This is a genomic window from Paracoccus sanguinis, from assembly GCF_900106665.1.
Taxonomy (GTDB): domain Bacteria; phylum Pseudomonadota; class Alphaproteobacteria; order Rhodobacterales; family Rhodobacteraceae; genus Paracoccus; species Paracoccus panacisoli.
In genome coordinates this window covers 789,605-811,927 of the sequence record NZ_FNNA01000001.1, presented here as the reverse complement: position 1 = coordinate 811,927, position 22,323 = coordinate 789,605, and the positions used below count along the sequence as shown (strand labels likewise).

Genomic DNA, 22,323 nt, shown 5'->3' with positions numbered 1-22,323 from the left:
CAAGGCTGCCGCCCCGGTCGCGCGGCACTCTCGTGACGGGCGCCCCGCTTCGGGCCGCCGCGCGTCCAGCCTCGAGGTAGCGTCATGGCCGATCCCCGCTCCACCCCTCCCGCCCCGCGCCGCGGTGCCGCCGTCTGGCCGCTGGTCATCGGCGCGGCCGTCGTCATCCTCGCCGCCGTGTGGTTCTTCACCTCGGGCGCCGACATCGAGCCGCCCCCGCCGACGCCGTCCAGCCCCGCCGCTACCGGCGCGCCGGGCGAACCCTCCGGCGTCACCGGCTCTGGCCCGCAGCCCGGCGCCCCGGTCGGCGCCCAGGCGCCTGCCGGCTCGGCCACGGTGCCCGTCCGGCCCTGAGGCCGGCACCGCCCGCGCCAAGCGGCGGCCCGCGCCGGCCCGCGCCGCGCGTGGGATCGCTGCACCGGCCCACGCCGGGCTGATCCCGCCCGCCCCGTTCCGTCCGTCCCGTTCCCCCTGCGCGCCCGCCGGCGCGTGGGGTGCCTGCCGTGGAGGCGTCCGATGCTGACCCTGACCTGCCCCTACTGCGGCGTCGCCGCCGAAGAGACCGAGCTCGCCCCCGGCGGCGAGGCGCATCTGACGCGGCACGGCCCCGGCTCGACCGACGCCGAGTTCGAGGGCTACCTCTTCGCCCGCCAGAACCCCCGCGGGGTGCTGTTCGAGCGCTGGCGCCACGCCTATGGCTGCGGCAAGTGGTTCCTCGCCGCCCGCGACAGCGTGACCTTGCAGGTGTTCGGCACCTACCCGGCGCAGTCGAAGGCCCCGCCCGACGATCTCGTGGCCGCGATCCGCGCCGCCCGCCCCGGCTGGACCCCGCCCGACCGGGTCGAGGCGGCGCCGGCCGGCCGGGTCGGCGACGACTACGCCGCGAACCCCACCCCCGCCCGGGACGCCCTGCCATGACCCGCGATCCCCAGGCCGAGGACCGGCTGCGGGCCGAGCTGGCCGGTGCCGGGCTGACCGGCGCCGACGGGCTGAGCGAGCGGCCGATGTTCGGCGGGCTCTGCCTCATGCAGCACGGCCACATGCTCGCCGGGGTGCGCGAAGGGCGGCTGATGCTGCGCGTCGGCCCCGAGGCCGAGGCGGACGCCCTGACCCTTCCCGCCGTGACGCCGATGATCCACGGCGGGCGGCGGATGCGCGGCTATGTGTTCCTCGACACCGCGGCCGCGTCCGACGACACCCGCGCCACGCTGCTGGCGATGGCGCTGTCCCATGTCGGCACGCTGCCGCCCAAGGGCTGCGGCACGGCCGGACCCACCCGATCCCAGCAGACCCGATCCAGCCGGACCCAAGCGCCATGACCCGCCGCCATCCCCCCTTCCGCCTGCCGCAGGGCGGCCGCCTGATCGACCGCAGCGCGCCGCGTCCGTTCCGCTTCGAGGGCCGCGACCGCGCGGGCTTTGCCGGCGACACGCTCGCCTCGGCGCTGCTCGGCAGCGGCCAGCTGATCATGGGGCGCAGCTTCAAGTATCACCGCCCGCGCGGCCCGCTCGCCTCGGGCGCGGAAGAGCCGAACGCGCTCTTCGGCCTCGGCACCGGCCCGCGGTTCGAGCCGAACCAGCGCGCCACCACCACCCCGCTCGAGCCGGGGATGGTGGCGGTCAGCCAGAACGCCTGGCCGAGCCTTGACCGCGACATCGGCGCGATCAACGACCGGCTGTGGCGGTTCTTCCCGGCCGGGTTCTACTACAAGACCTTCATCCACCCCCGGGCGGCGTGGAAGCGGCTGTTCGAGCCGGTGATCCGCCGCGCCGCCGGCCTCGGGCGGGCGCCCGAGCATCCCGACCCCGACCGCTACGAACAGGCCTATGCCCATGCCGAGGTCGTCGTGGTGGGCGGCGGTATCGCCGGGCTGGCTGCCGCGCAGCGCGTCGCGGCGGGGGGCGGCCGGGTCCTCGTGCTGGAACAGTCCCCGCACTGGGGCGGGCGCACGCCGGTCGATCACCCCGACGGGCAGGCCCACGTCGAGGCGGCGCTGGCCGCGCTGCGGGCGATGCCGAACGTCACCCTGCGGCGCAACACCATGGCCACGGGGCTTTACGATCACGGCTATCTGCTCGCCCGTGAGGCGCTGGCCGACCACGCACCCGACAGCGGCCTGCCGCGCCAGCGGCTGTGGCGCATCCGCGCCGGGCGCATCATCACCGCCACCGGGGCGCTCGAACGGCCGCTGAGCTTTGCCGGCAACGACGTGCCTGGGGTGATGCTGGCCAGCGCGGTGCGCGACTACATCACCGACTACGCGGTGGCGCCGGGGCGGCGGATCGCGGTCGTCACCAACAACGACGACGCCTATCGCACTGCGCTCGCGGCGCTGGACGCCGGGCTCGAGGTGCCGGTGGTGCTCGACGCGCGGGCGCAGGCCGAGGGCGCGCTGCCGCAGGCCGTCCGCGCCCGCGGGGTGCGGGTCGAGACGGGGGCGGCGGTGGCCAAGGTGCTCGGTCGGATGGGTGTCGACGGGCTGCGCTGGTGCGCGCAGGACGGCGCGGGCGACCCGCTCGGCACCGTCGATTGCGACGTGATCGCCATGTCCGGCGGTTGGTCGCCGGTGGTCCATCTGTGGAGCCATTGTGGCGGCAAGCTGGTCTGGGACGAGGCCCGCGCGATGTTCGCCCCTGACCCCGCGCAGCCGCCCACGGGCGCCGACGGGCGCGGCGACGTGCTGGCCGTGGGCGCGGCGGCGGGCGACCTGCGGCTGGCCGAGCTGACCGGGGCGCCGGACGAGGCGCCGATCCTGCCGGTCTGGGTCATGCCCGCGGGTGCGCCGCCCAAGGCGCGCTTCAAGATGTGGCTCGATTTCCAGAACGACGTGAAGGTCTCGGACGTGGAACTCGCTGGCCGCGAGGGCTATGCGAGCGTCGAGCACGCCAAGCGCTACACCACGCTGGGGATGGCGACGGACCAGGGGAAGGTCAGCAACATCAACGGCCTCGCCGTGCTGTCGGACACGCTGGGCCAGCCCATCGCGGCGACCGGCACGACGACCTTCCGCCCGCCCTATACGCCACTCACCCTCGGCACCATCGCCGCCGAGGCCCGCGGCGCGGCCTTCCAGCCGCTGCGCAAGACGCCGATGCACGGCTGGCACGAGGCGCACGGCGCGGATTTCGAGCCGGTCGGTCTCTGGCGCCGGCCCTATTGCTACCCGCGCGCGGGCGAGACCCGCGAAACCGCCGTCGCGCGCGAGATCGGGGCGGTGCGGGGCGGGGTGGGCACGCTCGACGCCTCGACGCTGGGCAAGATCCTCGTCAAGGGGCCGGATGCCGGGCGCTTCCTCGACATGATCTATACCGGCATGATGTCGTCCCTGCCGGTCGGCAAATGCCGCTACGGGCTGATCTGTTCGGAAAACGGCTTCCTGATCGACGACGGGGTGGCGGCGCGGCTCTCCGAGGACGCCTGGCTCTGCCACACCACCACCGGCGGGGCCGAACGCATCCACGCGCATATGGAGGACTGGCTGCAGTGTGAATGGTGGGACTGGCAGGTGCACACCGCCAACCTCACCGAGCAGTCGGCGCAGATCGCCGTGGTCGGCCCCAAGGCCCGCGCGGTGCTTGAGGCGCTGGGCGGCATGGACGTGTCCGAGGCGGCGCTGCCCTTCATGGGCTGGGCCGAGGGCACGCTGGCCGGGCATCCGGTCCGCATCTACCGCATCAGCTTCTCGGGCGAGCTGTCCTTCGAGATCGCCACCCCCGCCGACCGCGGCCTGGCCTTGTGGGAGGCGATCCACGCCGCCGGTGCGCCATACGGCATCACGCCCTACGGCACCGAGGCGATGCACGTCATGCGGGCCGAAAAGGGCTTCATCATGATCGGGGACGAGACCGACGGCACTGTGATCCCGCAGGACCTGAACCTCGGCTGGGCGATCTCGAAGAAGAAGCCCGACTTCATCGGCAAGCGCGCGCAGGAGCGGTCGTTCATGGCCTCGCCCGAGCGCTGGAAGCTGGTCGGGCTAGAAAGCCTCGACGGGCGGGTGCTGCCGGACGGCGCCTATGCGGTGGCCGACGGCGTGAACGCCAACGGCCAGCGCAACACGCAAGGCCGGGTGACCTCGAGCTACGCCTCGCCGACGCTCGGCCGGCCGATCGCGATGGGGCTGGTGCAGCGCGGGCCCGAGCGGATGGGCGAGGAGCTGGCCTTCGAGGTGCCGGGCGCGACCTATCGGGCGCGGATCGTCGATCCGGTGTTCTACGACAAGGAAGGGACGCGGGCGAATGGCTGAGAGGGGCAGAGATACGAGCAGCGTTGTGACGGGCACGGGGCCGCTGGCGGCGATCACCGAGATCCGCGGGCTGGGGATGATCCTGATCCGCGCCGACCTGGCCCGGGCGGGCGATGCGCTGGCCGAGGCGGCGGGGCTCGCGGTGCCCGCCACCACGCGCTTCACCACCGACGGGGCGCGCTGGCTCGGCTGGATGGCGCCGGACGAGCTGCTGCTGATCCTGCCCGCCGCCGAGACGGCCGAGACCCTCGCCGCGCTGCGCGACGCGCTCTCGACCGAGCCCGCGCTGATCGAGGATGTCAGCGCCATGCGCTGCGTCTTTGACCTGTCCGGCCCCCGGGCCGCCGAGGTGCTGATGAAGCTGACCCCCGCCGACTTGTCCGCGCTGCCCGCGGACGGGGTGCGCCGCACCCGCGCGGCCCAGGTCGCCTGCGCGCTGTGGCGCCACGGCGACGGCTGGCGGGTCATCGCCTTCCGGTCGATCCGCGACTACCTCGCCGAGGTGCTGGCGCGCGCCGCCGCCCCTGGCACCGGCCTCGCGCCCCGCTGAGCGCGTCTGTCTGGCGAAATACCCCGGTTCGGCGTCACAACCCCCACAACGAAAAGGGCCCGCATCGCTGCGGGCCCTCTCGCGTTCAAACTCCGCAGATCACATCCGCGAGGCGACGTTTTCCCAGTTCACCAGATTGGCGAGGAAGTTCTCGAGGTACTTCGGCCGCGCGTTGCGGAAGTCGATGTAGTAGGAATGTTCCCACACGTCACAGCCGAGCAGCGCGGTCTGGCCCTTGGCGAGCGGGTTCACGCCGTTCTCGGTCTTGGTGATCTCGAGCCCGCCATCGGCCTTCTTGACCAGCCACGCCCAGCCCGAGCCGAACTGGCCGACGCCGGCCTCGGTGAACTTCTTCTTGAAGTCGTCGACCGAGCCGAAGCTGTCCTTGATCGCGGCTTCCAGCTCGGACGGCATCGCCGGAACCTTCGGCGCCATCATCTCCCAGAACTGGGTGTGGTTCCAGTGCTGGCTGGCGTTGTTGAAGATGCCGTTCTGGGCGACCGCACCCTCCTGATAGGTGCCCTTGACGATCTCTTCGAGCGTCTTGCCCTCCCACTCGGTGCCGGCGATCAGCTCGTTGAGCTTGTCGACGTAGGCCTTGTGGTGCTTGTCGTGGTGATACTCGAGCGTCTCCTTGGACATCCCGCCGGCGGCCAGCGCGTCGTGGGCATAGGGGAGGTCGGGCAGGGTGAAGGCCATATTGCGTTCCTTTCCAAGGATTTCGGTGGTCTCGGCGTCGGCGCGCACAAGGTGGCGCCGGGCTTGCGTGGGCAACGCGGCGGGCGTGGGGCGGGTTCCCGCGCAGCCGTTGGCAATCCGCCCCGCGCGCGTATAGAAGAGCGGGAAACGAGGGACCGGCGGGACGACATGGCCAACCAGAACGACAGCTTCATCGACGAGGTGACCGAGGATCTGCGCCGCGACCGCCTGTTCCTGGCGATGCGGCGCTACGGCTGGATCGCCGTCCTCGCCATCCTGGTGCTGGTCGGGGCCGCCGCCTGGCGCGAGTGGTCCACGGCCCGTGCCGCCCGCACCGCGCAGGCGTTCGGCGACGCGCTGCTCGCGGCCGAGGCGACCCAGGGCGACGCCGCCGCCCGCGCCGCGGCCGTCGCCGCCGTCCCCGCCCCGCAGCCGAGCCAGGCGGCGCTGCGCGACCTGATGGCCGCCAACCTGCTGGCCGAGGCCGGGCAGCTCGCCGAGGCGACCCAGCGCTACGACGCCGCCGCCACCGCCGCGGGCAACGCCGGCGACAAGGTGATGGCCGACCTGGCCGCGCTGCGCTCGGTCCTCGCGCAGGGCCCGGCGATGGAGGCTTCCGCCCGCGACACGGTGCTCGGCAAGCTCTCGACCCCCGGCGCCCCGTTCGAGCTGATCGCGCTCGAGCTCAAGGCGCTGGCGCTGGTCAGCGCCGGGCGCGACCAGGACGCGGTGACGCTGGTGCGCCAGATCCAGCAGCGCGACGGGCTGGGGCAGGGCCAGCGCCGGCGGCTGGCCGAGCTGCTCATCACCCTCGGCGTCGATCCCGAACCCGAGCCTGCCACCCAGACCGCCCCCGATCCGACCCGCGCCGCCGAGGTCGTGACCCCGGGCGCCCCCGCCAACTGACCCCCTCAGCCCGTCCCACGCCGGAGCGCCCGATGTCCAGACGACCGATCGCGAAGCTGCCCCTGATCGCCCTGACCGCGGCCGTGACCGCGCTCGGGGCCTGCGCCGAGCGTGAGGTGGTGCTGACCGGCACGCGGCTCGACCCGCGGGCGGTCGTCTCGCCCGAAGGCCCGGCGGTCGTCGAGGGGGGCGCGGTCACGACCACCGCGCTGCGCCTTCCCACCCCGCGCTCTGTCGAATGGACCACGCGTGGCGCGAACCCCGCGCATCTGATCCCGCACGCGACCCTTGGCGCCGGCACCACGCGGGTGTTCTCGGCGCCCATCGGCCAGCCGGCCGGCAAGCGCCACCGGATCACCGCCGACCCGGTGGTGGCGGGCGGCCGCATCTTCACCATGGACAGCCGCGCGCGGGTGACCGCCACTGCGCTCTCGGGCGGGACCGCCTGGACCGCCGACGTGACGCCGCCGGGCGAGAACCCTGACAGCGCCTCGGGCGGCGGCATCGCCTATGAGGGCGGGCGGGTCTATGTCACCACCGGCTTCGGCGAACTCGTCGCGCTCGACGCGACCTCGGGCGCGGTGATCTGGCGCCAGCGGGTCGAGGCGCCGGTCGGCGGCGCCCCCACGGTGCAGAACGGCACCGTCTATGTCGTCGCCCGCAACGCCACCGGCTGGGCGGTCCGCGCCGCCGACGGCAAGGTGCTCTGGACCGTCTCGGGGATCGCCGGGCCGTCCGGCGTGACCGGCGTCTCGGCCCCGGCGGTGGACGGCGATCTGGTCGTCTTCCCCTTCGCCTCGGGCCAGCTTCTGGCCGTGGATACCGCCACCGGCCTCGAGAGGTGGAGCGGGCAGGTCGCCGGCACCCGCCGCGGCCGCGCCATCGCCTTCATCCGCGACCTGACCGGCGACCCGGTGATCGCCGGCAACGTCGTGATCGCCGGCTCGTCCTCGGGCCGCATCAACGCCTTCGACCGCACCACCGGCGTCGAGCTGTGGAGCGAGAAGGAAGGCGCCAACAGCCCGGTCCTGCTGGCCGGCGGTTCGGTCTTCGCGGTCAACGACCAGGCCCAGCTCGTCGGCCTCGACGCCGCGACCGGCGGGCGCATCTACGCCACCAAGCTGCCGCTCTACACCACGCTCAGGGTCCGCAAGCAGGACGACATCGTGGCCCATTACGGGCCGGTGCTGGCGGGCGGGCGGCTGTTCGTCGCCTCGTCGGACGGGGTGCTCAGGGTCTTCGACCCCGCCTCGGGGGCCGAGGTCGGGCAGGCGGCGATCCCCGGCGGGGCCGCGACCGCGCCGGTCGTCTCGGGCGGAACGCTCTACGTCGCGGGCCGCGACGGCAACCTGCACGCCTACCGATGAGCTTCACCCTCGCCATCGTCGGGCGCCCGAACGTGGGCAAGTCCACGCTGTTCAACCGCCTCGTCGGCAAGCGGCTGGCGCTGGTCGATGACCAGCCCGGCGTCACCCGCGACCTGCGCGAGGGCGACGCCCGGCTGGGCGACCTGCGCTTCGTGGTGATCGATTCGGCCGGGCTCGAGATGGTCGAGGACGACAGCCTGCAGGGCCGGATGCGCCGCCTGACCGAGCGGGCGGTGGACGAGGCCGACATCTGCCTGTTCGTCATTGACGCCCGCGCCGGCGTCACCGCCGCCGACGAATATTTCGCCGACATCCTGCGCCGGCGCGCCAAGCACGTCCTGCTCGCCGCCAACAAGGCCGAGGGACGGGCCGGCGAATCTGGCGCCGCCGAGGGCTGGAGCCTTGGCCTCGGCGAGCCGATCCGCATCTCGGCCGAGCACGGCGAGGGGCTCGAGGACCTCTACCGGGCGCTGCAACCGCTGGCCGATCAGGTCGAGGCCGAGCGCCCGGCCCCGATCGCGCCCGTCACAGACGTGACCCTGACCGAAGCGCAGGCGGAATCGGGCGAGGGCGCCGAGGACTGGCACCCGTCCGAGGCGCGGCCCCTGCAGATCGCGGTGATCGGCCGCCCCAACGCGGGCAAGTCGACGCTGATCAACAAGATCATCGGCGAGGACCGGCTGCTGACCGGCCCCGAGGCGGGCATCACCCGCGATTCGATCTCGGTCCGGGCCGACTTCATGGGCACCCCGGTGCGGATTTTCGACACCGCCGGGATGCGCAAGAAGGCCCGGATCTCGGACAAGGTGGAAAAGCTTTCCGTGGCCGACGGGCTGCGCGCCGTGCGCTTTGCCGAGGTCGTGGTGGTGCTGCTGGACGTGGCGATCCCGTTCGAACAGCAGGACCTGCGCATCGCGGATTTCGCCGAGACCGAGGGCCGCGCCGTGGTCGTGGCGGCCAACAAGTGGGACCTCGAGGAGGACAAGCCGCACAAGCTCAACGAGCTGCGCGAGGCGTTCGAGCGGCTTCTGCCGCAGCTCAAGGGCGCGCCGCTGGTGACCGTCTCGGCGCGGACCGGCAAGGGGCTCGACCGGCTGCACAATGCGGTGGTCAAGGCGCATGAGGTCTGGAACCGGCGCGTGGGCACGGCGCGGCTGAACCAGTGGCTGACCGCGATGACCGAGGCGCACCCGCCGCCCGCGCCCGGCGGGCGCCGCATCCGGCTGCGCTACATGACGCAGGTCAAGACCCGGCCGCCGGGCTTCGTGGTGATGGCGACGCACACCGACCAGATCCCGGAAAGCTACCGGCGCTATCTCGTGAACGGGCTGCGGCAGGATTTCGACCTGCCCGGCACGCCGATCCGGCTGACCTTCCGCGACCAGGGCGAGAAGAACCCCTACAAGGACAAGTCGAACAAGCGCCCGACCGGCGCGCTCGCCAAGCACAAGGACCGCCAGCGGCCGAAGTCCGGCTGACGCGCTTTCTTCCTCGGGCTGGACCTAAATATCCCGCGGGGGATGAGGCGGGTGAGAAAACGGTCCGGTGGACCGTTTTCCCGCCGAACGCCCTCGGCCCTTGGCCGAGGGCTGGGGGGCGCGAAGCCCCCGGTCCGGCGGGTCTGGTCATTCGGCGCCCGACGCCCTCTCGCGCCCTAGAGCCCGGCCTCAGCCGCCACCTGCGCCGCCGACTTCCGCCCCCGCTCGGTCGCGGATTTGAGCTGCCCGCAGGCCGCCATGATGTCCTCGCCCCGCGGGGTGCGGATCGGCGAGGCGTAGCCGGCCTTGTAGATGATGTCGGCGAAGGCCTCGATCCGATCCCACGACGAGCGCCGATAGGGCGCGCCGGGCCATTCGTTGAAGGGGATCAGGTTGATCTTCGCCGGGATGCCGCGGATCAGCCGGATCAGGCGGCGGGCATCGTCGTCGCTGTCGTTGACCCCGTCGAGCATCACATACTCAAAGGTGATCCGCTCGCTGTTCGAGAGCCGCGGATAGTCGCGCAGCGCGCCCAGCAGCTCGTCGATGTTCCAGCGCTTGTTGATCGGCACCAGCCGGTCGCGCACCGCGTCGGTGGTGGCGTGGAAGCTGACGGCGAGCTGGCAGCCGATCTCTTCGGCCGTGCGCGCGATCTCGGGCACCACGCCCGAGGTCGAGAGCGTGATCCGCCGGCGCGAGAGCGACAGCCCCTCGCCGTCCATCACCACCTTCATCGCGTCCCGCACGTTGTCGAAGTTGTAGAGCGGCTCGCCCATCCCCATCAGCACGAGGTTCGAGACCAGCCGCGTCTCGTCCTTGGGCGCGCCCGGCTCGGGCCACTCGCCCAGGTCGTCGCGGGCGACCATGAGCTGGCCCACGATCTCGCCCGCGGTCAGGTTGCGCACCAGCTTCTGCGTGCCGGTGTGGCAGAAGGAACAGGTCAGCGTGCAGCCGACCTGCGAGCTCACGCACAGCGTGCCGCGGCCTTCCTCGGGGATGTAGACCGTCTCGACTTCGTGCCCGCCGGCGATCCGCAGCAGGTACTTGCGCGTGCCGTCGCCCGAGACCTGCCGGGTGACGACCTCGGGCAGGGCGATTTCGAACCGCTCGGCGAGGAAGGCGCGATAGTCCTTGGCGAGGTTCGTCATCTGCGCGAAGTCGCGCACCCCCCAGTGATAGACCCACTGCCAGATCTGGCCCACGCGCATCCGCGCCTGCCGCTCGGGCGTGCCGGCCTCGATCAGCGCCTCGCGCAGCTGCTCGCGCGTCAGCCCGACCAGGTTCACGCGGCCGCCCTCGGGCAGCTTGCGCGGGATCGTCAGCACGTCCTGGGTGATCGGCGCGGCGGAAAGGGTGGGGGCGGGGGTCATCGGCGGGTCCGTATCGGCAAGGGCGGGTCAAAACATCGGGGCCGCCCCGAGATGGGGCGGCCCCGAGCGTAGCACAACCACCGGTCAGGCGGCAGCGGCGATTACTTGCAGGTGTCGCGCGCCTTGTTGGTCATCGCGGTGATGCCGGCGAGCGAGAAGGTGTCGGTCGTCCGGGTGCCCCGCGACGAGCGGCCCTTGACCACCGCCTCGGACCCCGCGCGGAGCGCCGAGATCAGCTTGGCGTCCTCGTCGGGCGAGCCGGTCCAGGCGTTCTCGCCATCGGTGAACAGCTTGAACTTGTTCGAGCCGATCTCGACGTCGACGGTCGAATCCGGGGCGAAGGGATAGCCGCCCTGGAACGACACCTCGCCGTTCTGGCCGGGGCGATAGGCGACGTACAGGCGAATGTCGCTGCGCGTCACCTCGCGCGGCTTGCCCTCGGCGTCGGTGTTCACGGTGGACTTGGGCGGCGAGACGGCCCAGCACTCCTTGGGCTGGTCGCCGCCGAACGCGGTCCAGGCGCCCTCGCTGCCCAGCACCTTGGGTTCGGCCGCCAGCGCCGGCGACACCAGCGCCGTCGCAAAGGCAGCGACAAGTCCGATGCGGGTAAGGGATGTCGTCATGCTCGTGGCCTCCTGCTGTCCCGGTCTCGGGGCCGGGTTATCACGGGTCGGATGGTCTTGCGACCGGATATGGCGTCAATTAACCGGAAAGCCGCCGGCGGCAAAACCCCCCCGGTTGGAAATCGCGCATTTGTCAAAGGGGGCGGAGCGATGGGTCCGGTCGATCTGGTGGAAATCTGGCGCGGCGGGATGCCCGAAAGCGTCCACCGCGGGCACGCCGTCGTCTGGGACCGCGGCGGGCTGGTCGAAAGCTGGGGCGACCCGGCGGCGGTGATCTTTCCGCGCTCGTCGTGCAAGATGATCCAGGCGCTGCCGCTGATCGAAAGCGGCGCCGCCGACGCGGCAGGGCTTGGCCCCGAGCAGCTGGCGCTCGCCTGCGCCAGCCACCAGGGCGCGGCGATCCACACCAGCCGGGTGGGCGCGTGGCTGGGCGGGCTGGGCCTGGCCGAGCGCGACCTGCGCTGCGGCGCGCATATGCCGAACGACCCGGCCGAGAACCGCCGCCTGACCTGCGCCGACGAGGCGCCGTGCCAACTTCACAACAACTGCTCGGGCAAGCACGCGGGCTTCCTGACCTGGACCCGCCACGCCAAGGCGGGGCCCGAGTATCACGAGCCCGACCACCCGCTGCAGCAGGCGGTGCGCGCGGCGTTCGAGGAGGTGACTGGCGAGCCCTCGCCCGGCTACGGCATCGACGGCTGCTCGGCCCCGAACTTCGCCACCTCGGTCGCGGGGCTGGCCCGGGCGATGGCGGCGTTTGCCGATCCCGGCGCGGATGCACGGGGACAGGCGATGGCGCGCCTGACCGCGGCGATGACCGCCCACCCCGAGCTGGTGGCGGGCGAGGGGCGGGCCTGCACGCTGCTCATGCGGGCGATGGGCGGCCGGGTGGCGGTCAAGACCGGCGCCGAGGCGGTGTTCGTGGCCATCGCGCCCGAGCGGGGCATGGGCATTGCGCTCAAGATCGCGGACGGCGCCACCCGCGCGTCCGAGGCCGCGATCACCGCGCTGCTGGTGCGGCACGGGCTGCTCGACGCCGGCCATCCGGTGGTGGGCAAGCTGCTCAGCGATCCGCTGACCAACTGGCGCGGGCTCGAGGTGGCCGAGCGGCGGCTGGCCGAGGGGTTCGCGGGGCCGCTGAACTGACGCCTAGAGCATCTGCCACAGAAGCCGCAGGGCCAGCGCCGTCGAGGTGACGACCAGCAGCGGCTTGATCACGCGCGCGCCCACGCGCAGCGCCAGCCGGGCGCCGATCAGCGCGCCCAGCATCTGCCCCGCGCCCATCGCCAGCCCGACGATCCAGAGCGGATGCCCGGTCAGCGCAAAGGCCGTCAGCCCGCCGATGTTCGAGGCGAAGTTCAACAGCTTCGTGTGCGCCGTGGCCTTGAGGATGCCGTAGCCCGCGAGCGTCACGAACCCCATCATGTAGAACGCGCCCGCGCCGGGCCCGATCAGCCCGTCGTAGAACCCCACCGCCGGCACCACCGTCAGCCCGAAGACCGCCGGCGTCAGCCGCGCCGCACGGTCGAGATCGCCAAGGCCCGGCTTCAGCGCAAAGAACAGCGCGATGCCGATCAGCACCACCGGCAGCACCACCCGCAGCGCCTGCGTCGGCAGCGCAGAAACGAGCAGCGCACCCGCCACCCCGGCGGCAAAGGCCAGCGCCGCCGCCGGCAGTTGCGCCCGCAGATCGACGAGGCCCGAGCGCGCATAGCTGACCGCCGCCGTCGCCGCCCCGAAGCTGCCCTGCACCTTGTTGGTGGCCAGCGCCTGCTCGGGCGACAGCCCGGCCAGCATCAGCACCGGCACGGTGATCAGCCCGCCGCCCCCGGCGATGGAATCCACGAACCCGGCGCCGACCGCCGCCGCGACCAGCGCGATGAGCAGTTCGGGGTCGAGCATCCGGGTCTCAGTTCAGCCCGTGCTGCAGCGGATAGCGGCCGTCCGAGAACTCGCCGAAGCGGGCGGTCAGCTCGGGGTGTTCGAGCGGCTCGCCCGAGGGATCGGGGACGAGGTTCTGCTCGGACACGTAAGCGACATAATAGGTCGCCTCGGTCTCGGCATAGAGGTGGTAATAGGGCTGGTCCTTGGTCGGCCGGCAGTCCTCGGGAATGGACTGGTAGCATTCCTCGGTGTTCGAGAATTGCGGGTCCACGTCGAACACGACGCCCCGGAACGGGTGTTCGCGGTGCCGGACGACCTGGCCGATGTTGTATTTTGCGGTCCGCATTACTGCTCCCCGCCCTTGTTTGGTGCCCCTTCTTGTAACGCCATGCCCCGCGCGAGTAAATCGCCCTGCCGCATTGTCGGGCAGCCAGATGTCTCAAATCCGTCATTCTGTGACCGTCGCGTGAGGTCGCCGTGACCAGCCGCGACCGCGCCCGAAGGCCGCGACTCAGCCGCCGGCCTGCCAGGCCCGCACCGCCTCGAGCGGCCAGAGCAGCATCAGCACGTTGAGGATCAGCCCGTCGCGGATCAGCGCGACCGTCACCGCCTCGGCGGTCAGGAACAGCGCCACGCTCGCCCACACCGGCAGCACCCGGGCGAGGGCAAAGCCCAGCCACATCGCGCCGATGTCGGCCAGCGAGTTCACCACCGCGTCGCCCTCGTACCCCAGCGCGATGGTGGCGGCGCGGTAGCGGTCGATGATCGCGGGCGAGTTCTCGGCCAGCTCCCACGCGGCCTCGATGAGCGTGGCGGCGGTCAGGCGGGCACCGAGCGTCCAGCGCGGCGCGAGCCGCGCGAGGACGGCGTAGAAGATCAACCCGTGCAGCACATGGCTGGGCGTGTACCAGTCGATCAGGTGCTGCGAGTTGCCCGAGTCGTCGGTGGCGCCGTGCCAGAGCTCGACCCAGCCGCAGGTGCAGATCAGCGGCCGCCCCATCAGGGTGAGCGTGACAGCCGTCCCGGCGAGGATCACCGCCAGCGCCAGCGCCGTCCGGCGCGGCGTCATTCCCGGTCCGTGGCGCCGGGGGTGAGACGGCGCGGCCCGGCGTCGTCCAGCACCCACACGCCATCCGCGTCGATGCGGATCGCGGTCAGCGCCCCGCCATAGGCGGCGCCCGTGTCGATGTTGACGCGGTTGCCGTAATGGGTCGCGCGGCGGACGGGGGTGTGGCCGTGCACCACCAGCACTCCGTGATCGCGCGGGTCGTCGTGGAACGGGCGGCGCAGCCAGGTCAGGTCGTCCTCGGTCTGCTCGCGCAGGTCGATCCCGGGTCGGATGCCGGCGTGGACGAAGAGCGCAAGCGGCGTCAGGTGCCAGCCGGGCAGGGCGTCCAGCCAGCGTGCGTGCGCCACGGGCACCTTGCGCAGCGCCTCGGCGTGGACGGTGTCGAGGTCGCGGCGCTCGGCGTCGGCGATGCCGTAGGAGGCCAGCGTCTCGGCCGCGCCGGTGTCGCGGGCCAGCCAGGGTTCGCGCAGGCTGGCGCAGGGGTCGATCCAGCGCGGGTCACGCAGGAACTGCGGCAACTGGCGGTCGTGGTTGCCCTTGACCACCACCCAGTCCCGGCCCGCGGCCTGCCCGGCCATGAGGAACTCGACCACCCCGCGCGAGTCGGGGCCCCGGTCGAGCAGGTCGCCCACGTGGACCACCTGCGCCCCCGCCCCGCCGTCGTCGCGGATCCGGGCATGGGCCGCCTCGAGCAGGCCGAGGTGGCCGTGCACATCACCGATCGCATAGACGCGCATGGGCTTGCCTCCCCGTGGCCCATCCCCGGCCGAGGGGCCGGCCGGGGGGCTGCGCGTCCGGTCCTTACAGCTCGAAGCGCAGCGGGCGCACCATCTCGAACTTGCCGGTGGCCAGCAAGGCCTCGCGCACGTCCTCGCGCAGCGGCGCGTCGAGATAGGTGATGGCGATGGCGTCGCCGCCGCCGGCCACCCGGCCGAGGGTAAAGTTCGCCATGTTCACCCCCATCTCGCCCAGCGTGGTGCCGAGCGTGCCGATCACGCCGGGCACGTCGCGGTTGCGGGTGTACATCATGTGCTCGCCGATCTCGGCATCGACGTTGATCCCGCGGATCTGGATGAAGCGCGGCTTGCCGTCCGAGAACACCGTCCCGGCGATGGCACGCTCGCGGTCCGAGACCATCGTGACCTTGATATAGCCGTCATAGACGCCCGACTTGTCCTGCGTCGTGGTGGCGATCTGGATGCCGCGCTCGCGCGCGACGACCGGGGCCGACACCATGTTGGCGTCGGGGTTCACCGCCCGCATGACGCCCGCGATCACCGCGGCGTTGAGCGCGTTGAGGTTCATTCCCGCCGCGACCCCGTCATAGAGGATGTTGATCGCCTTGATCGGCTCGTCCGTCATCTGGCCGACGAAGGTGCCCAGGTGCCCGGCCAGCTTGATCCACGGGCCCATGACGGCGGCTTCCTCGGCCGTGACGCTGGGCATGTTGAGCGCGTTGGCGACCGCCCCGGTCAGCAGGTAGTCGGCCATCTGCTCGGCCACCTGCAGGGCCACGTTCTCCTGCGCCTCGGTGGTCGAGGCGCCGAGGTGCGGCGTCACCACGACGTTGGGCAGGTTGAAGAGCGGGCTGTCGGTCGCGGGCTCGGTCGCGAACACGTCGAGCGCGGCGCCGGCGACATGGCCGGACTTGAGCAGCTCGGCCAGCGCCGCCTCGTCGATCAGCCCGCCGCGGGCGGCGTTGACGATGCGCACGCCCTTCTTGGTCTTGGCGAGGTTCTCGGCCGAAAGGATGTTGCGGGTCTTGTCGGTCAGCGGCACGTGCAGGGTGATGAAGTCGGCCTTGGCCAGCAGCTCGTCCAGCTCGACCTTGGTGGCGCTGATCTCGCGGGCGCGCTCGTCCGAGAGGAAGGGGTCATAGGCCAGCACCTTCATGTGCAGCCCGCGGGCGCGGTCGATCACGATCCCGCCGATGTTGCCGGCCCCGATCACGCCGAGCGTCTTGTTGAAGAGTTCGACCCCCATGAAGCGGTTCTTCTCCCACTTCCCGGCGTGGGTCGAGACCGACGCCTCGGGCAGTTGCCGGGCGACGGCGAACATCAGCGCGATGGCGTGCTCGGCGGTGGTGACGCTGTTGCCGAACGGCGTGTTCATCACGATCACGCCCTTCTTCGAGGCGGCGGGGATGTCGACGTTGTCGACGCCGATCCCGGCCCGGCCGATCACCTTGAGGCGGGTGGCCTTCTCCAGCAGCTTCTCGGTGACCTTGGTGGCCGAGCGGATGGCGAGGCCGTCGTAGTTGCCGATGATCTCGGCCAGCTTCTCCTTGTCCTTGCCGAGGTCGGGCATGTAGTCGACCTCGACCCCGCGATCGCGGAAGATCTGGACGGCGGTTTCGCTCAGCGCGTCGGAAACCAGAACCTTGGGTGCCATGTCATGTGCTCCTGTAAGGGGCCGGGCGCGTGGCGCTCGCAACCCCTTCTTTCTTGTTGAAATATCCCGGGGGTGCGGGGGCAGCGCCCCCGCATCGGCCGCATCAGCCCTGCGCGGCGATCTCGGCCTGATAGGCCCACTCGATCCACGGCATCAGCGCCGCCACGTCGGCCTGTTCGACCGTCGCGCCGCACCAGATCCGCAGGCCTGCCGGCGCATCGCGGTAGGCGCCGATGTCATAGGCGACGCCTTCCTTCTCAAGCCGCTTGGCGACCGCCTTGGCGAAGGCCTCGCCGTCCTTGATCCGGTCGTCGGTAAAGCGCAGGCAGACCGAGGTGGTCGAGGCCGTCGCCTTGTCCTCGGCGAGGTTGGCGATCCAGTCGCGGGCGTCGCAGAAGTCCCAGACGGTCCGGGCGTTGGCATCCGACCGCGCGATCAGGCCCTTGAGCCCGCCCACGGACTTCGCCCAGTTGAGGGCGACGATGTAGTCCTCGACACAGAGCATCGAGGGGGTGTTGATCGTCTCGCCCTTGAAGATGCCCTCGATCAGCTTGCCACCCTTGGTCATGCGGAAGATCTTCGGCATCGGCCAGGCGGGGGTGTGGCTTTCCAGCCGCTCGACCGCGCGCGGGCCGAGGATCAGGACGCCATGCGCGCCCTCGCCGCCCAGCACCTTCTGCCAGGAAAAGGTCACCACATCGAGCTTGTCCCAGGGCAGGTCCATCGCAAAGGCCGCGCTGGTTGCGTCGCAGATGGTCAGGCCGGCGCGGTCCGCGGGGATCGCGTCGCCGTTCGGCACCCGCACGCCCGAGGTCGTGCCGTTCCAGGTGAAGACCACGTCACGATCGAAATCGACGGTCGCCAGGTCCACGATCCGGCCGTAGTCGGCCTTCTTCACGGTGGCATCCAGCTTGAGCTGCTTGACCGCGTCGGTCACCCAGCCCTCGCCGAAGCTTTCCCAGGCCAGCATCTCGACCGGGCGGGCGCCCAGCAGCGACCACATCGCCATTTCGACCGCGCCGGTGTCGGACCCGGGGACGATGCCGATACGGTAGTCGGCGGGCACGCCCAGCACCTCGCGCGTCAGGTCGATCGCCTGCGCGAGCTTGGCCTTGCCGACCGCAGCCCGATGCGAGCGGCCGAGCGGCGCGTCCGCGAGCATGTCGAGCGAAAATTGGGGGATCTTGGCGCAGGGGCCAGAGGAGAAACGCGGATCAGCCGGCCGCGTTGCCGGGGTCGTCGTGTCGAGCATGGTTAGCCTTCCAGCTAAAAAGCCCCTCGGTGGGGAGGGGTGTCCCGCCTGCGGCTCTACGCCTGTCGGCTGAGTCGCGCAAGGGGTCGCCGGGGGCGCGTGTGCCGTGCGTCGCAGGGGGGCTGCGCGCCCCCCCCATGAACGCGCGCGTTCATTCCCCCCGCAGGATATTTGCGCAAGGAAGAATGGCAGGGGCGGGCTCAGGCGCCGTAGGGAATCCACACCGTCTTGCGCTGCGTGGCCGCGTCGAGCATCCGCCGCACCCCGGCTGCGTCGGGGGTGGGGGTGGCCACGACCACCGGCTTGAGGTTGCCGGCGGCGGCGGTCTCGGCGGGCTTGCGCAGCCGCGGGTCGGCGAGCCAGAGGGCGTCGACCTCGTCATGCGACGCCAGCGCCGGGGCGAGTTCGGCGGGATCGCCGCTGAGCAGGTTCAGCGCCCCGCCCGGCACGTCCGAGGTGGCGAGGATCTGCGCCAGATCGCCCGCCGCCCGCGCGTGCCGCGGTGCCGGGATGGCCACCACGCGGTTGCCCGCCGCCATGAGCGCCCCGGCCGCCGCGACCAGCCCCGAGAGCGGTGCGGCCTCCCCGCAGACCAGCCCCACCGTGCCCCACGGCTCGCGCATCGCCAGCGCCACCATGCGGTCCTGCGCCACCTGCGCGACCTCGCCGCCGATCTTGTCGGCGAGCCCCGCGGCGAGGATCAGCGCGTCGATGGACGCGGACACCTCGGCCGCCGCGGCCTCGGCCGACAGCCCGGCGCGGGTCAGGCTGTCGGCCAGCCCCGCCCGGCGCTGGTCCATGTTCTCGGCCCAGAAATATAGAACCTGCGCCCGCCCGTGCCCGGTCATCCGCGCCCAGGCCCCGGCCTTGACCGCCGCCTCGACGGCGTTTCGCACATCCTTGCGGTTGGCCCGCGCGGCCAGCGTCACGAGCCGCCCCTGGGCGTCGGTCACCGCGTAGCTGCCGCCGCCGTCGGGGCGCACCTGCTTGCCGCCGACATAGAGCTTGAGGGTCCGGTCGATCCCCTCGTCCGCCGCCGGCGTGCCCGCGGTCGGGGTGGCGAAATCCACCGCCGTGCCGGGGTCGGGGGCCGCCGCATCCGCGTCCCCGGCCGGGCGCAGATACCCCGCCAGCCCCGCGCGGCCACCCTCGCGGCCGAAGCCGCTTTCCTTCATCCCGCCGAACGGGGCGGCGGCGTCGAGCAGGTTGGTGCCGTTCACCCACACCACCCCCGCCCGGATGCGCGCCGCAAGGTCGAGCGCGGTCGTCAGGCTCTCGGACCAGATCGACGCGGCGAGGCCGTAGGCGGTGTTGTTGGCCAGTTCCACCGCCTCGTCGGGGGTGCGGAAGGTCATCGAGACCGCGATGGGACCGAAGATCTCCTCACGCGCCACGCGGGACGCGGCCTCGGCGCCGGTGAAGAACCCGGGCGCATGGAAATGCCCCGTCTCGGGCAGGGCGGCGTCGGCGCGGTGCAGCGTGCCGCCTTCGGCCTCACCCGAGGCCACCAGCCCGGCGATGCGGTCGAGTTGCTCGGCCGAGACGATGGCGCCGATGTCGGTCGACTTGTCCAGCGGATCGCCGACCCGCAGCCGCGCCAGCCGGTCGCGCAGACGGGCGTGGAAGCGCTCGGCGATGCCCTCCTGCACCAGAAGCCGCGAGCCGGCGCAGCAGACCTGCCCGCCGTTGAACCAGATGCCGTCCACGACCCCCTCGACCGCGGCCTCGAGGTCGGCGTCGGCGCAGATCACGAAGGGCGACTTGCCGCCCAGTTCCAGCGTCAGCCCCTTGCCCGAGCCCGCCGTGGCGCGGCGGATCGCCCGGCCGACCTCGGTCGAGCCGGTGAAGGCGACCTTGTCGACGCCCTCGTGGGCGACCAGCACCGCCCCGGTCTCGCCCGCGCCGAAGACGATGTTGACCACCCCCGCGGGCACCCCCGCCTCGGTGCAGAGCTCGGCAAAGGCGAGCGCGGTCAGCGGCGTCTGCTCGGCCGGTTTCAGCACCACGGTGTTGCCCGCGGCCAGCGCCGGGGCGATCTTCCACGCCAGCATCAAGAGCGGGAAGTTCCACGGGATCACCTGCGCGCAGACCCCCCAGGGGGCGGCGCCGGGAAACTCGGCCTCGAGCGCCGCGGCCCAGCCGGCGTGGTGATAGAAATGCCGCGCCGCCAGCGGCAGATCGATGTCGCGGCTTTCCCGGATCGGCTTGCCGTTGTCCATCGTCTCAAGCACGGCGAGGAACCGCGCCCGCTGCTGCAAATGCCGCGCCAGCGCATAGAGCACCCGCGCCCGGCCCTGCGGCCCCAGCGCCTGCCAGCGGGGCAGCGCGTCGCGGGCGGCGGCCACGGCGGCGTCCACCGTCTGGGCCGAGGCCTGCGGCATCCGCGCCAGCACGGCGCGTGTGGCGGGGTTCTCGACCGCGATCAGGGGCGCGCCGGGGTCGGGGCGGAAGGCGCCGCCGATGAAATGCCCCGGCCAGTCGGCGCGCGCGTCAAGCCACGCCTGCGCCTCGTCCGCGGCCTCGGGGTTCGGCCCGTAATCCATCGTGGTGAGCAGTTCGGTGATGTTCATGGCGTCCCCCTCAGGCCGTCGCATGGTGGCTGAGCGCGGCATAGCGGCCGGTCACGGCGTGTTCGATCTGCCGCTCGATGTCGGCCAAGAGCGAGCTGGCGCCGATGCGGAACAGGTCGGGCTGCATGTGCCGCAGCCCCAGCTCCTCGCGCATGAGCGACAGCCACACGGTCGCCTCTTTCGCAGTCCTGAGGCCGCCCGCGGGCTTGTAGCCGATCAGCGTGCCGGTGCGGTCCTGATAGTCGCGGATCGCGCGGATCATGGTCAGGGCCACGGGCAGGGTGGCGTTGACGGCCTCTTTCCCGGTCGAGGTCTTGATGAAGTCCGCCCCCGCCTGCATCGCCACCATCGAGGCGGCATAGACGTTGGTCAGCGTGCCGAGTTCGCCCGTGGCGAGGATCGCCTTCATGTGCGCCGGCCCGCAGGCCGCACGCATGGCGGCGATCTCGTCATGCAGGCGGTCCCACTGGCCGGTCAGCGCGTATTCGCGGGTGATCACGATGTCGATCTCGGCCGCGCCCTTGGCCACGGCCCACTCGATCTCGGCCAGCCGTAGCTTGAGCGGCATGAGCCCGGCCGGAAAGCCGGTGGCGACCGAGGCGACGGGGATGCCCGACCCCTCCAGCGCCGCGACGGCGTGCGGGACCATCGTCGGATAGACGCAGACCGCCCCGGTGGTCAGCCCGAGGTCGCCGATCCCCAGCGCCTCGACCAGGTCGGGGCGCAGGGGCGCGCGGGCCTTGGCGCAGAGCCGGCGGACCCGGCCCGCCGTGTCGTCGCCCGCCAGCGTGGTCAGGTCGATGCAGCGGATGGCGTGGACGAGCCAGGCTGCCTGATGCGCCTTCTTCACCCCGCGGCGGGTGCCGATCTGGGCCGCGCGCCGCTCGGCCGCGGGGCGGTTGACGCGGACGGCGTCGAACCAGCTTTCGTCCAGCGCCATGCCGGAGTTGCGAGAGGGGCTGTCGGTCATGGTCTGGCCTCGTGCTCGGCCTCGAACCGCGCGAAGTCCGCGGCGCTGGCATAGGATTTCTGGGCGCCCCGCCGGGTGATGCTGTCGGCGGCATAGCGCGCGGCGCGGGTCAGCGCGGCCTCGGGCGCCGCGCCTTGGGCGAGGAAGGCGGCGAAGCTGCCGATGAAGGCGTCGCCCGCGCCGGTGGTATCGACCGGCGTGACGGCGACCGGCGGGATCACCTGCACGGCGTCCGCCGTGACCAGCCGCGCCCCGCGGCCGCCGAGCGTGACGATGACCTGCCGCACCCCGCGGGCGATCAGCGCGCGGGCGGCGGCGGCGATCTGGTCCTCGGTCTCGACCGGCATCGCGGTGAGCAGCGCCAGCTCCGTCTCGTTCGGCACGAGGTAGTCGAGGCCCTTGAGCCGCGCGAAGTCCAGCGGCATCGCCGGGGCAGGGTTCAGAATGCAGGTAATCTTGTGCCGCGCAGCAAAGGCCACGGCGTGATGGACCGTCTCGAGCGGCACCTCGAGCTGCAGCAGCATCAGCCCGCAGCCGGCGAGGTCGTCCGCCGCCGCGTCGATGTCGGCGGGCGAGAGCGCCGCGTTCGCGCCCTTGACGATGAGGATCGCGTTCTCGCCCGACGGCTCGACGAAGATCGGGGCCACGCCCGAGGGGGTGCCGGGGACCACCCGGCAATGGGTGGCGTCGATGCCGTTCTGCGCGAAATTGGCCAGCGTCGCGGTGCCGAACATGTCGTCGCCGACGCAGGTGACCATCGTGACGCGCGCGCCCAGCCGGGCGGCGGCCATGGCCTGGTTGGCGCCCTTGCCGCCGAAGCCCATCTCGAAGCCGGGCGCCTCGACCGTCTCGCCCGGGACGGGCATCCGTGTGACATAGGTGACGAGGTCGTGGTTGTTCGACCCGATCACCGCGATGCGCCGGCCGCTCATGCCGACGCCGCCGCGC

Annotated in this window: 21 protein-coding genes; 9 read left to right on the top strand and 12 right to left on the bottom strand. The window is 72.2% G+C overall.

The genetic code is table 11. The features are described 5' to 3' along the window. The first annotated feature begins 84 nt into the window (after positions 1 to 84). The 5 genes from BLW17_RS18050 (at position 85) to BLW17_RS03995 (ending at position 4,796) form a co-directional block, all read left to right on the top strand. Positions 85 to 354, top strand: coding sequence for a hypothetical protein (locus BLW17_RS18050; RefSeq protein ID WP_036703965.1), 270 nt, complete (start codon positions 85 to 87; stop codon positions 352 to 354). Positions 355 to 516: 162 nt separating this feature from the next. After that, complete coding sequence (locus BLW17_RS04010) at positions 517 to 918, top strand: sarcosine oxidase subunit delta (RefSeq protein ID WP_081962760.1); 402 nt, start codon at positions 517 to 519, stop codon at positions 916 to 918. Next, a complete protein-coding gene (locus tag BLW17_RS04005) occupies positions 915 to 1,319 on the top strand; it encodes a TfoX/Sxy family protein (protein ID WP_052176325.1) in 405 nt (134 codons plus the stop codon). Before BLW17_RS04010 ends, BLW17_RS04005 begins: the two co-directional genes overlap by 4 nt. Beyond that, positions 1,316 to 4,246, top strand: a complete 2,931-nt coding sequence (locus BLW17_RS04000) for a sarcosine oxidase subunit alpha family protein (protein WP_036732661.1) — start codon at positions 1,316 to 1,318, stop codon at positions 4,244 to 4,246. The genes BLW17_RS04005 and BLW17_RS04000 overlap by 4 nt, the downstream gene beginning before the upstream one ends. Next, positions 4,239 to 4,796, top strand: coding sequence for a sarcosine oxidase subunit gamma (locus tag BLW17_RS03995; RefSeq protein ID WP_052176326.1), 558 nt, complete (start codon positions 4,239 to 4,241; stop codon positions 4,794 to 4,796). The genes BLW17_RS04000 and BLW17_RS03995 overlap by 8 nt, the downstream gene beginning before the upstream one ends. Before the next feature lie 99 nt (positions 4,797 to 4,895). Here the strand turns inward: BLW17_RS03995 and BLW17_RS03990 are convergent, their stop codons facing one another. Then, on the bottom strand, positions 4,896 to 5,495 hold the full coding sequence (locus BLW17_RS03990) for a superoxide dismutase (RefSeq protein WP_036703962.1): 600 nt from the start codon (positions 5,493 to 5,495) through the stop codon (positions 4,896 to 4,898). Positions 5,496 to 5,663: 168 nt separating this feature from the next. Here BLW17_RS03990 and BLW17_RS03985 point away from each other — a divergent pair, with 168 nt between their 5' ends. From BLW17_RS03985 to der, 3 genes are read left to right on the top strand one after another with little or no spacing between them, the layout of a single operon-like run. Then, the gene (locus BLW17_RS03985; RefSeq protein WP_052176327.1) at positions 5,664 to 6,401 is read left to right on the top strand and encodes a tetratricopeptide repeat protein; all 738 of its coding nucleotides are present in this window, start codon (positions 5,664 to 5,666) and stop codon (positions 6,399 to 6,401) included. A 32-nt stretch (positions 6,402 to 6,433) separates the two neighbouring features. Continuing rightward, complete coding sequence (locus BLW17_RS03980) at positions 6,434 to 7,768, top strand: PQQ-like beta-propeller repeat protein (RefSeq protein WP_074826086.1); 1,335 nt, start codon at positions 6,434 to 6,436, stop codon at positions 7,766 to 7,768. Further along, a complete protein-coding gene (gene der / locus BLW17_RS03975; protein ID WP_036703961.1) occupies positions 7,765 to 9,246 on the top strand; it encodes a ribosome biogenesis GTPase Der in 1,482 nt (493 codons plus the stop codon). Before BLW17_RS03980 ends, der begins: the two co-directional genes overlap by 4 nt. A 176-nt stretch (positions 9,247 to 9,422) precedes the next feature. Here der and rlmN read toward each other — a convergent pair whose 3' ends face one another. Beyond that, positions 9,423 to 10,616, bottom strand: coding sequence for a dual-specificity RNA methyltransferase RlmN (gene rlmN / locus BLW17_RS03970; RefSeq protein WP_036732666.1), 1,194 nt, complete (start codon positions 10,614 to 10,616; stop codon positions 9,423 to 9,425). Positions 10,617 to 10,717: 101 nt separating this feature from the next. Beyond that, complete coding sequence (locus BLW17_RS03965) at positions 10,718 to 11,239, bottom strand: invasion associated locus B family protein (protein ID WP_036703676.1); 522 nt, start codon at positions 11,237 to 11,239, stop codon at positions 10,718 to 10,720. Positions 11,240 to 11,389: 150 nt separating this feature from the next. On the opposite strand from BLW17_RS03965, the gene BLW17_RS03960 reads away from it, so the two are divergent. Beyond that, positions 11,390 to 12,385: an asparaginase gene (locus tag BLW17_RS03960; protein ID WP_036732669.1), complete on the top strand. Its 996-nt coding sequence runs from the start codon at positions 11,390 to 11,392 to the stop codon at positions 12,383 to 12,385. A gap of 3 nt (positions 12,386 to 12,388) precedes the next feature. Here the strand turns inward: BLW17_RS03960 and BLW17_RS03955 are convergent, their stop codons facing one another. From BLW17_RS03955 to rbsK, 9 genes are all read right to left on the bottom strand, one after another. Further along, positions 12,389 to 13,141: a TSUP family transporter gene (locus tag BLW17_RS03955; RefSeq protein WP_036732671.1), complete on the bottom strand. Its 753-nt coding sequence runs from the start codon at positions 13,139 to 13,141 to the stop codon at positions 12,389 to 12,391. Positions 13,142 to 13,148: 7 nt separating this feature from the next. Next, on the bottom strand, positions 13,149 to 13,469 hold the full coding sequence (gene hspQ, locus BLW17_RS03950) for a heat shock protein HspQ (RefSeq protein ID WP_036732674.1): 321 nt from the start codon (positions 13,467 to 13,469) through the stop codon (positions 13,149 to 13,151). Between the two features lie 165 nt (positions 13,470 to 13,634). Next, positions 13,635 to 14,192, bottom strand: a complete 558-nt coding sequence (locus tag BLW17_RS03945; RefSeq protein ID WP_036732677.1) for a DUF2585 family protein — start codon at positions 14,190 to 14,192, stop codon at positions 13,635 to 13,637. Further along, the gene (locus tag BLW17_RS03940; RefSeq protein WP_036732680.1) at positions 14,189 to 14,929 is read right to left on the bottom strand and encodes a metallophosphoesterase; all 741 of its coding nucleotides are present in this window, start codon (positions 14,927 to 14,929) and stop codon (positions 14,189 to 14,191) included. Before BLW17_RS03940 ends, BLW17_RS03945 begins: the two co-directional genes overlap by 4 nt. A gap of 64 nt (positions 14,930 to 14,993) precedes the next feature. Continuing rightward, positions 14,994 to 16,583: a phosphoglycerate dehydrogenase gene (serA, locus tag BLW17_RS03935; protein WP_036732682.1), complete on the bottom strand. Its 1,590-nt coding sequence runs from the start codon at positions 16,581 to 16,583 to the stop codon at positions 14,994 to 14,996. A gap of 103 nt (positions 16,584 to 16,686) precedes the next feature. Further along, positions 16,687 to 17,835, bottom strand: a complete 1,149-nt coding sequence (locus BLW17_RS03930) for a phosphoserine transaminase (protein ID WP_036732684.1) — start codon at positions 17,833 to 17,835, stop codon at positions 16,687 to 16,689. 200 nt (positions 17,836 to 18,035) lie between these two features. Then, positions 18,036 to 20,405 (bottom strand): aldehyde dehydrogenase family protein, encoded by a 2,370-nt coding sequence (locus BLW17_RS03925; protein ID WP_036732686.1) that lies wholly within the window; start codon positions 20,403 to 20,405, stop codon positions 18,036 to 18,038. A 10-nt stretch (positions 20,406 to 20,415) separates the two neighbouring features. After that, positions 20,416 to 21,375: a deoxyribose-phosphate aldolase gene (deoC, locus tag BLW17_RS03920; RefSeq protein WP_036732689.1), complete on the bottom strand. Its 960-nt coding sequence runs from the start codon at positions 21,373 to 21,375 to the stop codon at positions 20,416 to 20,418. After that, positions 21,372 to 22,307, bottom strand: coding sequence for a ribokinase (gene rbsK, locus BLW17_RS03915; protein ID WP_036732699.1), 936 nt, complete (start codon positions 22,305 to 22,307; stop codon positions 21,372 to 21,374). Before rbsK ends, deoC begins: the two co-directional genes overlap by 4 nt. Between the last annotated feature and the right edge of the window lie 16 nt (positions 22,308 to 22,323).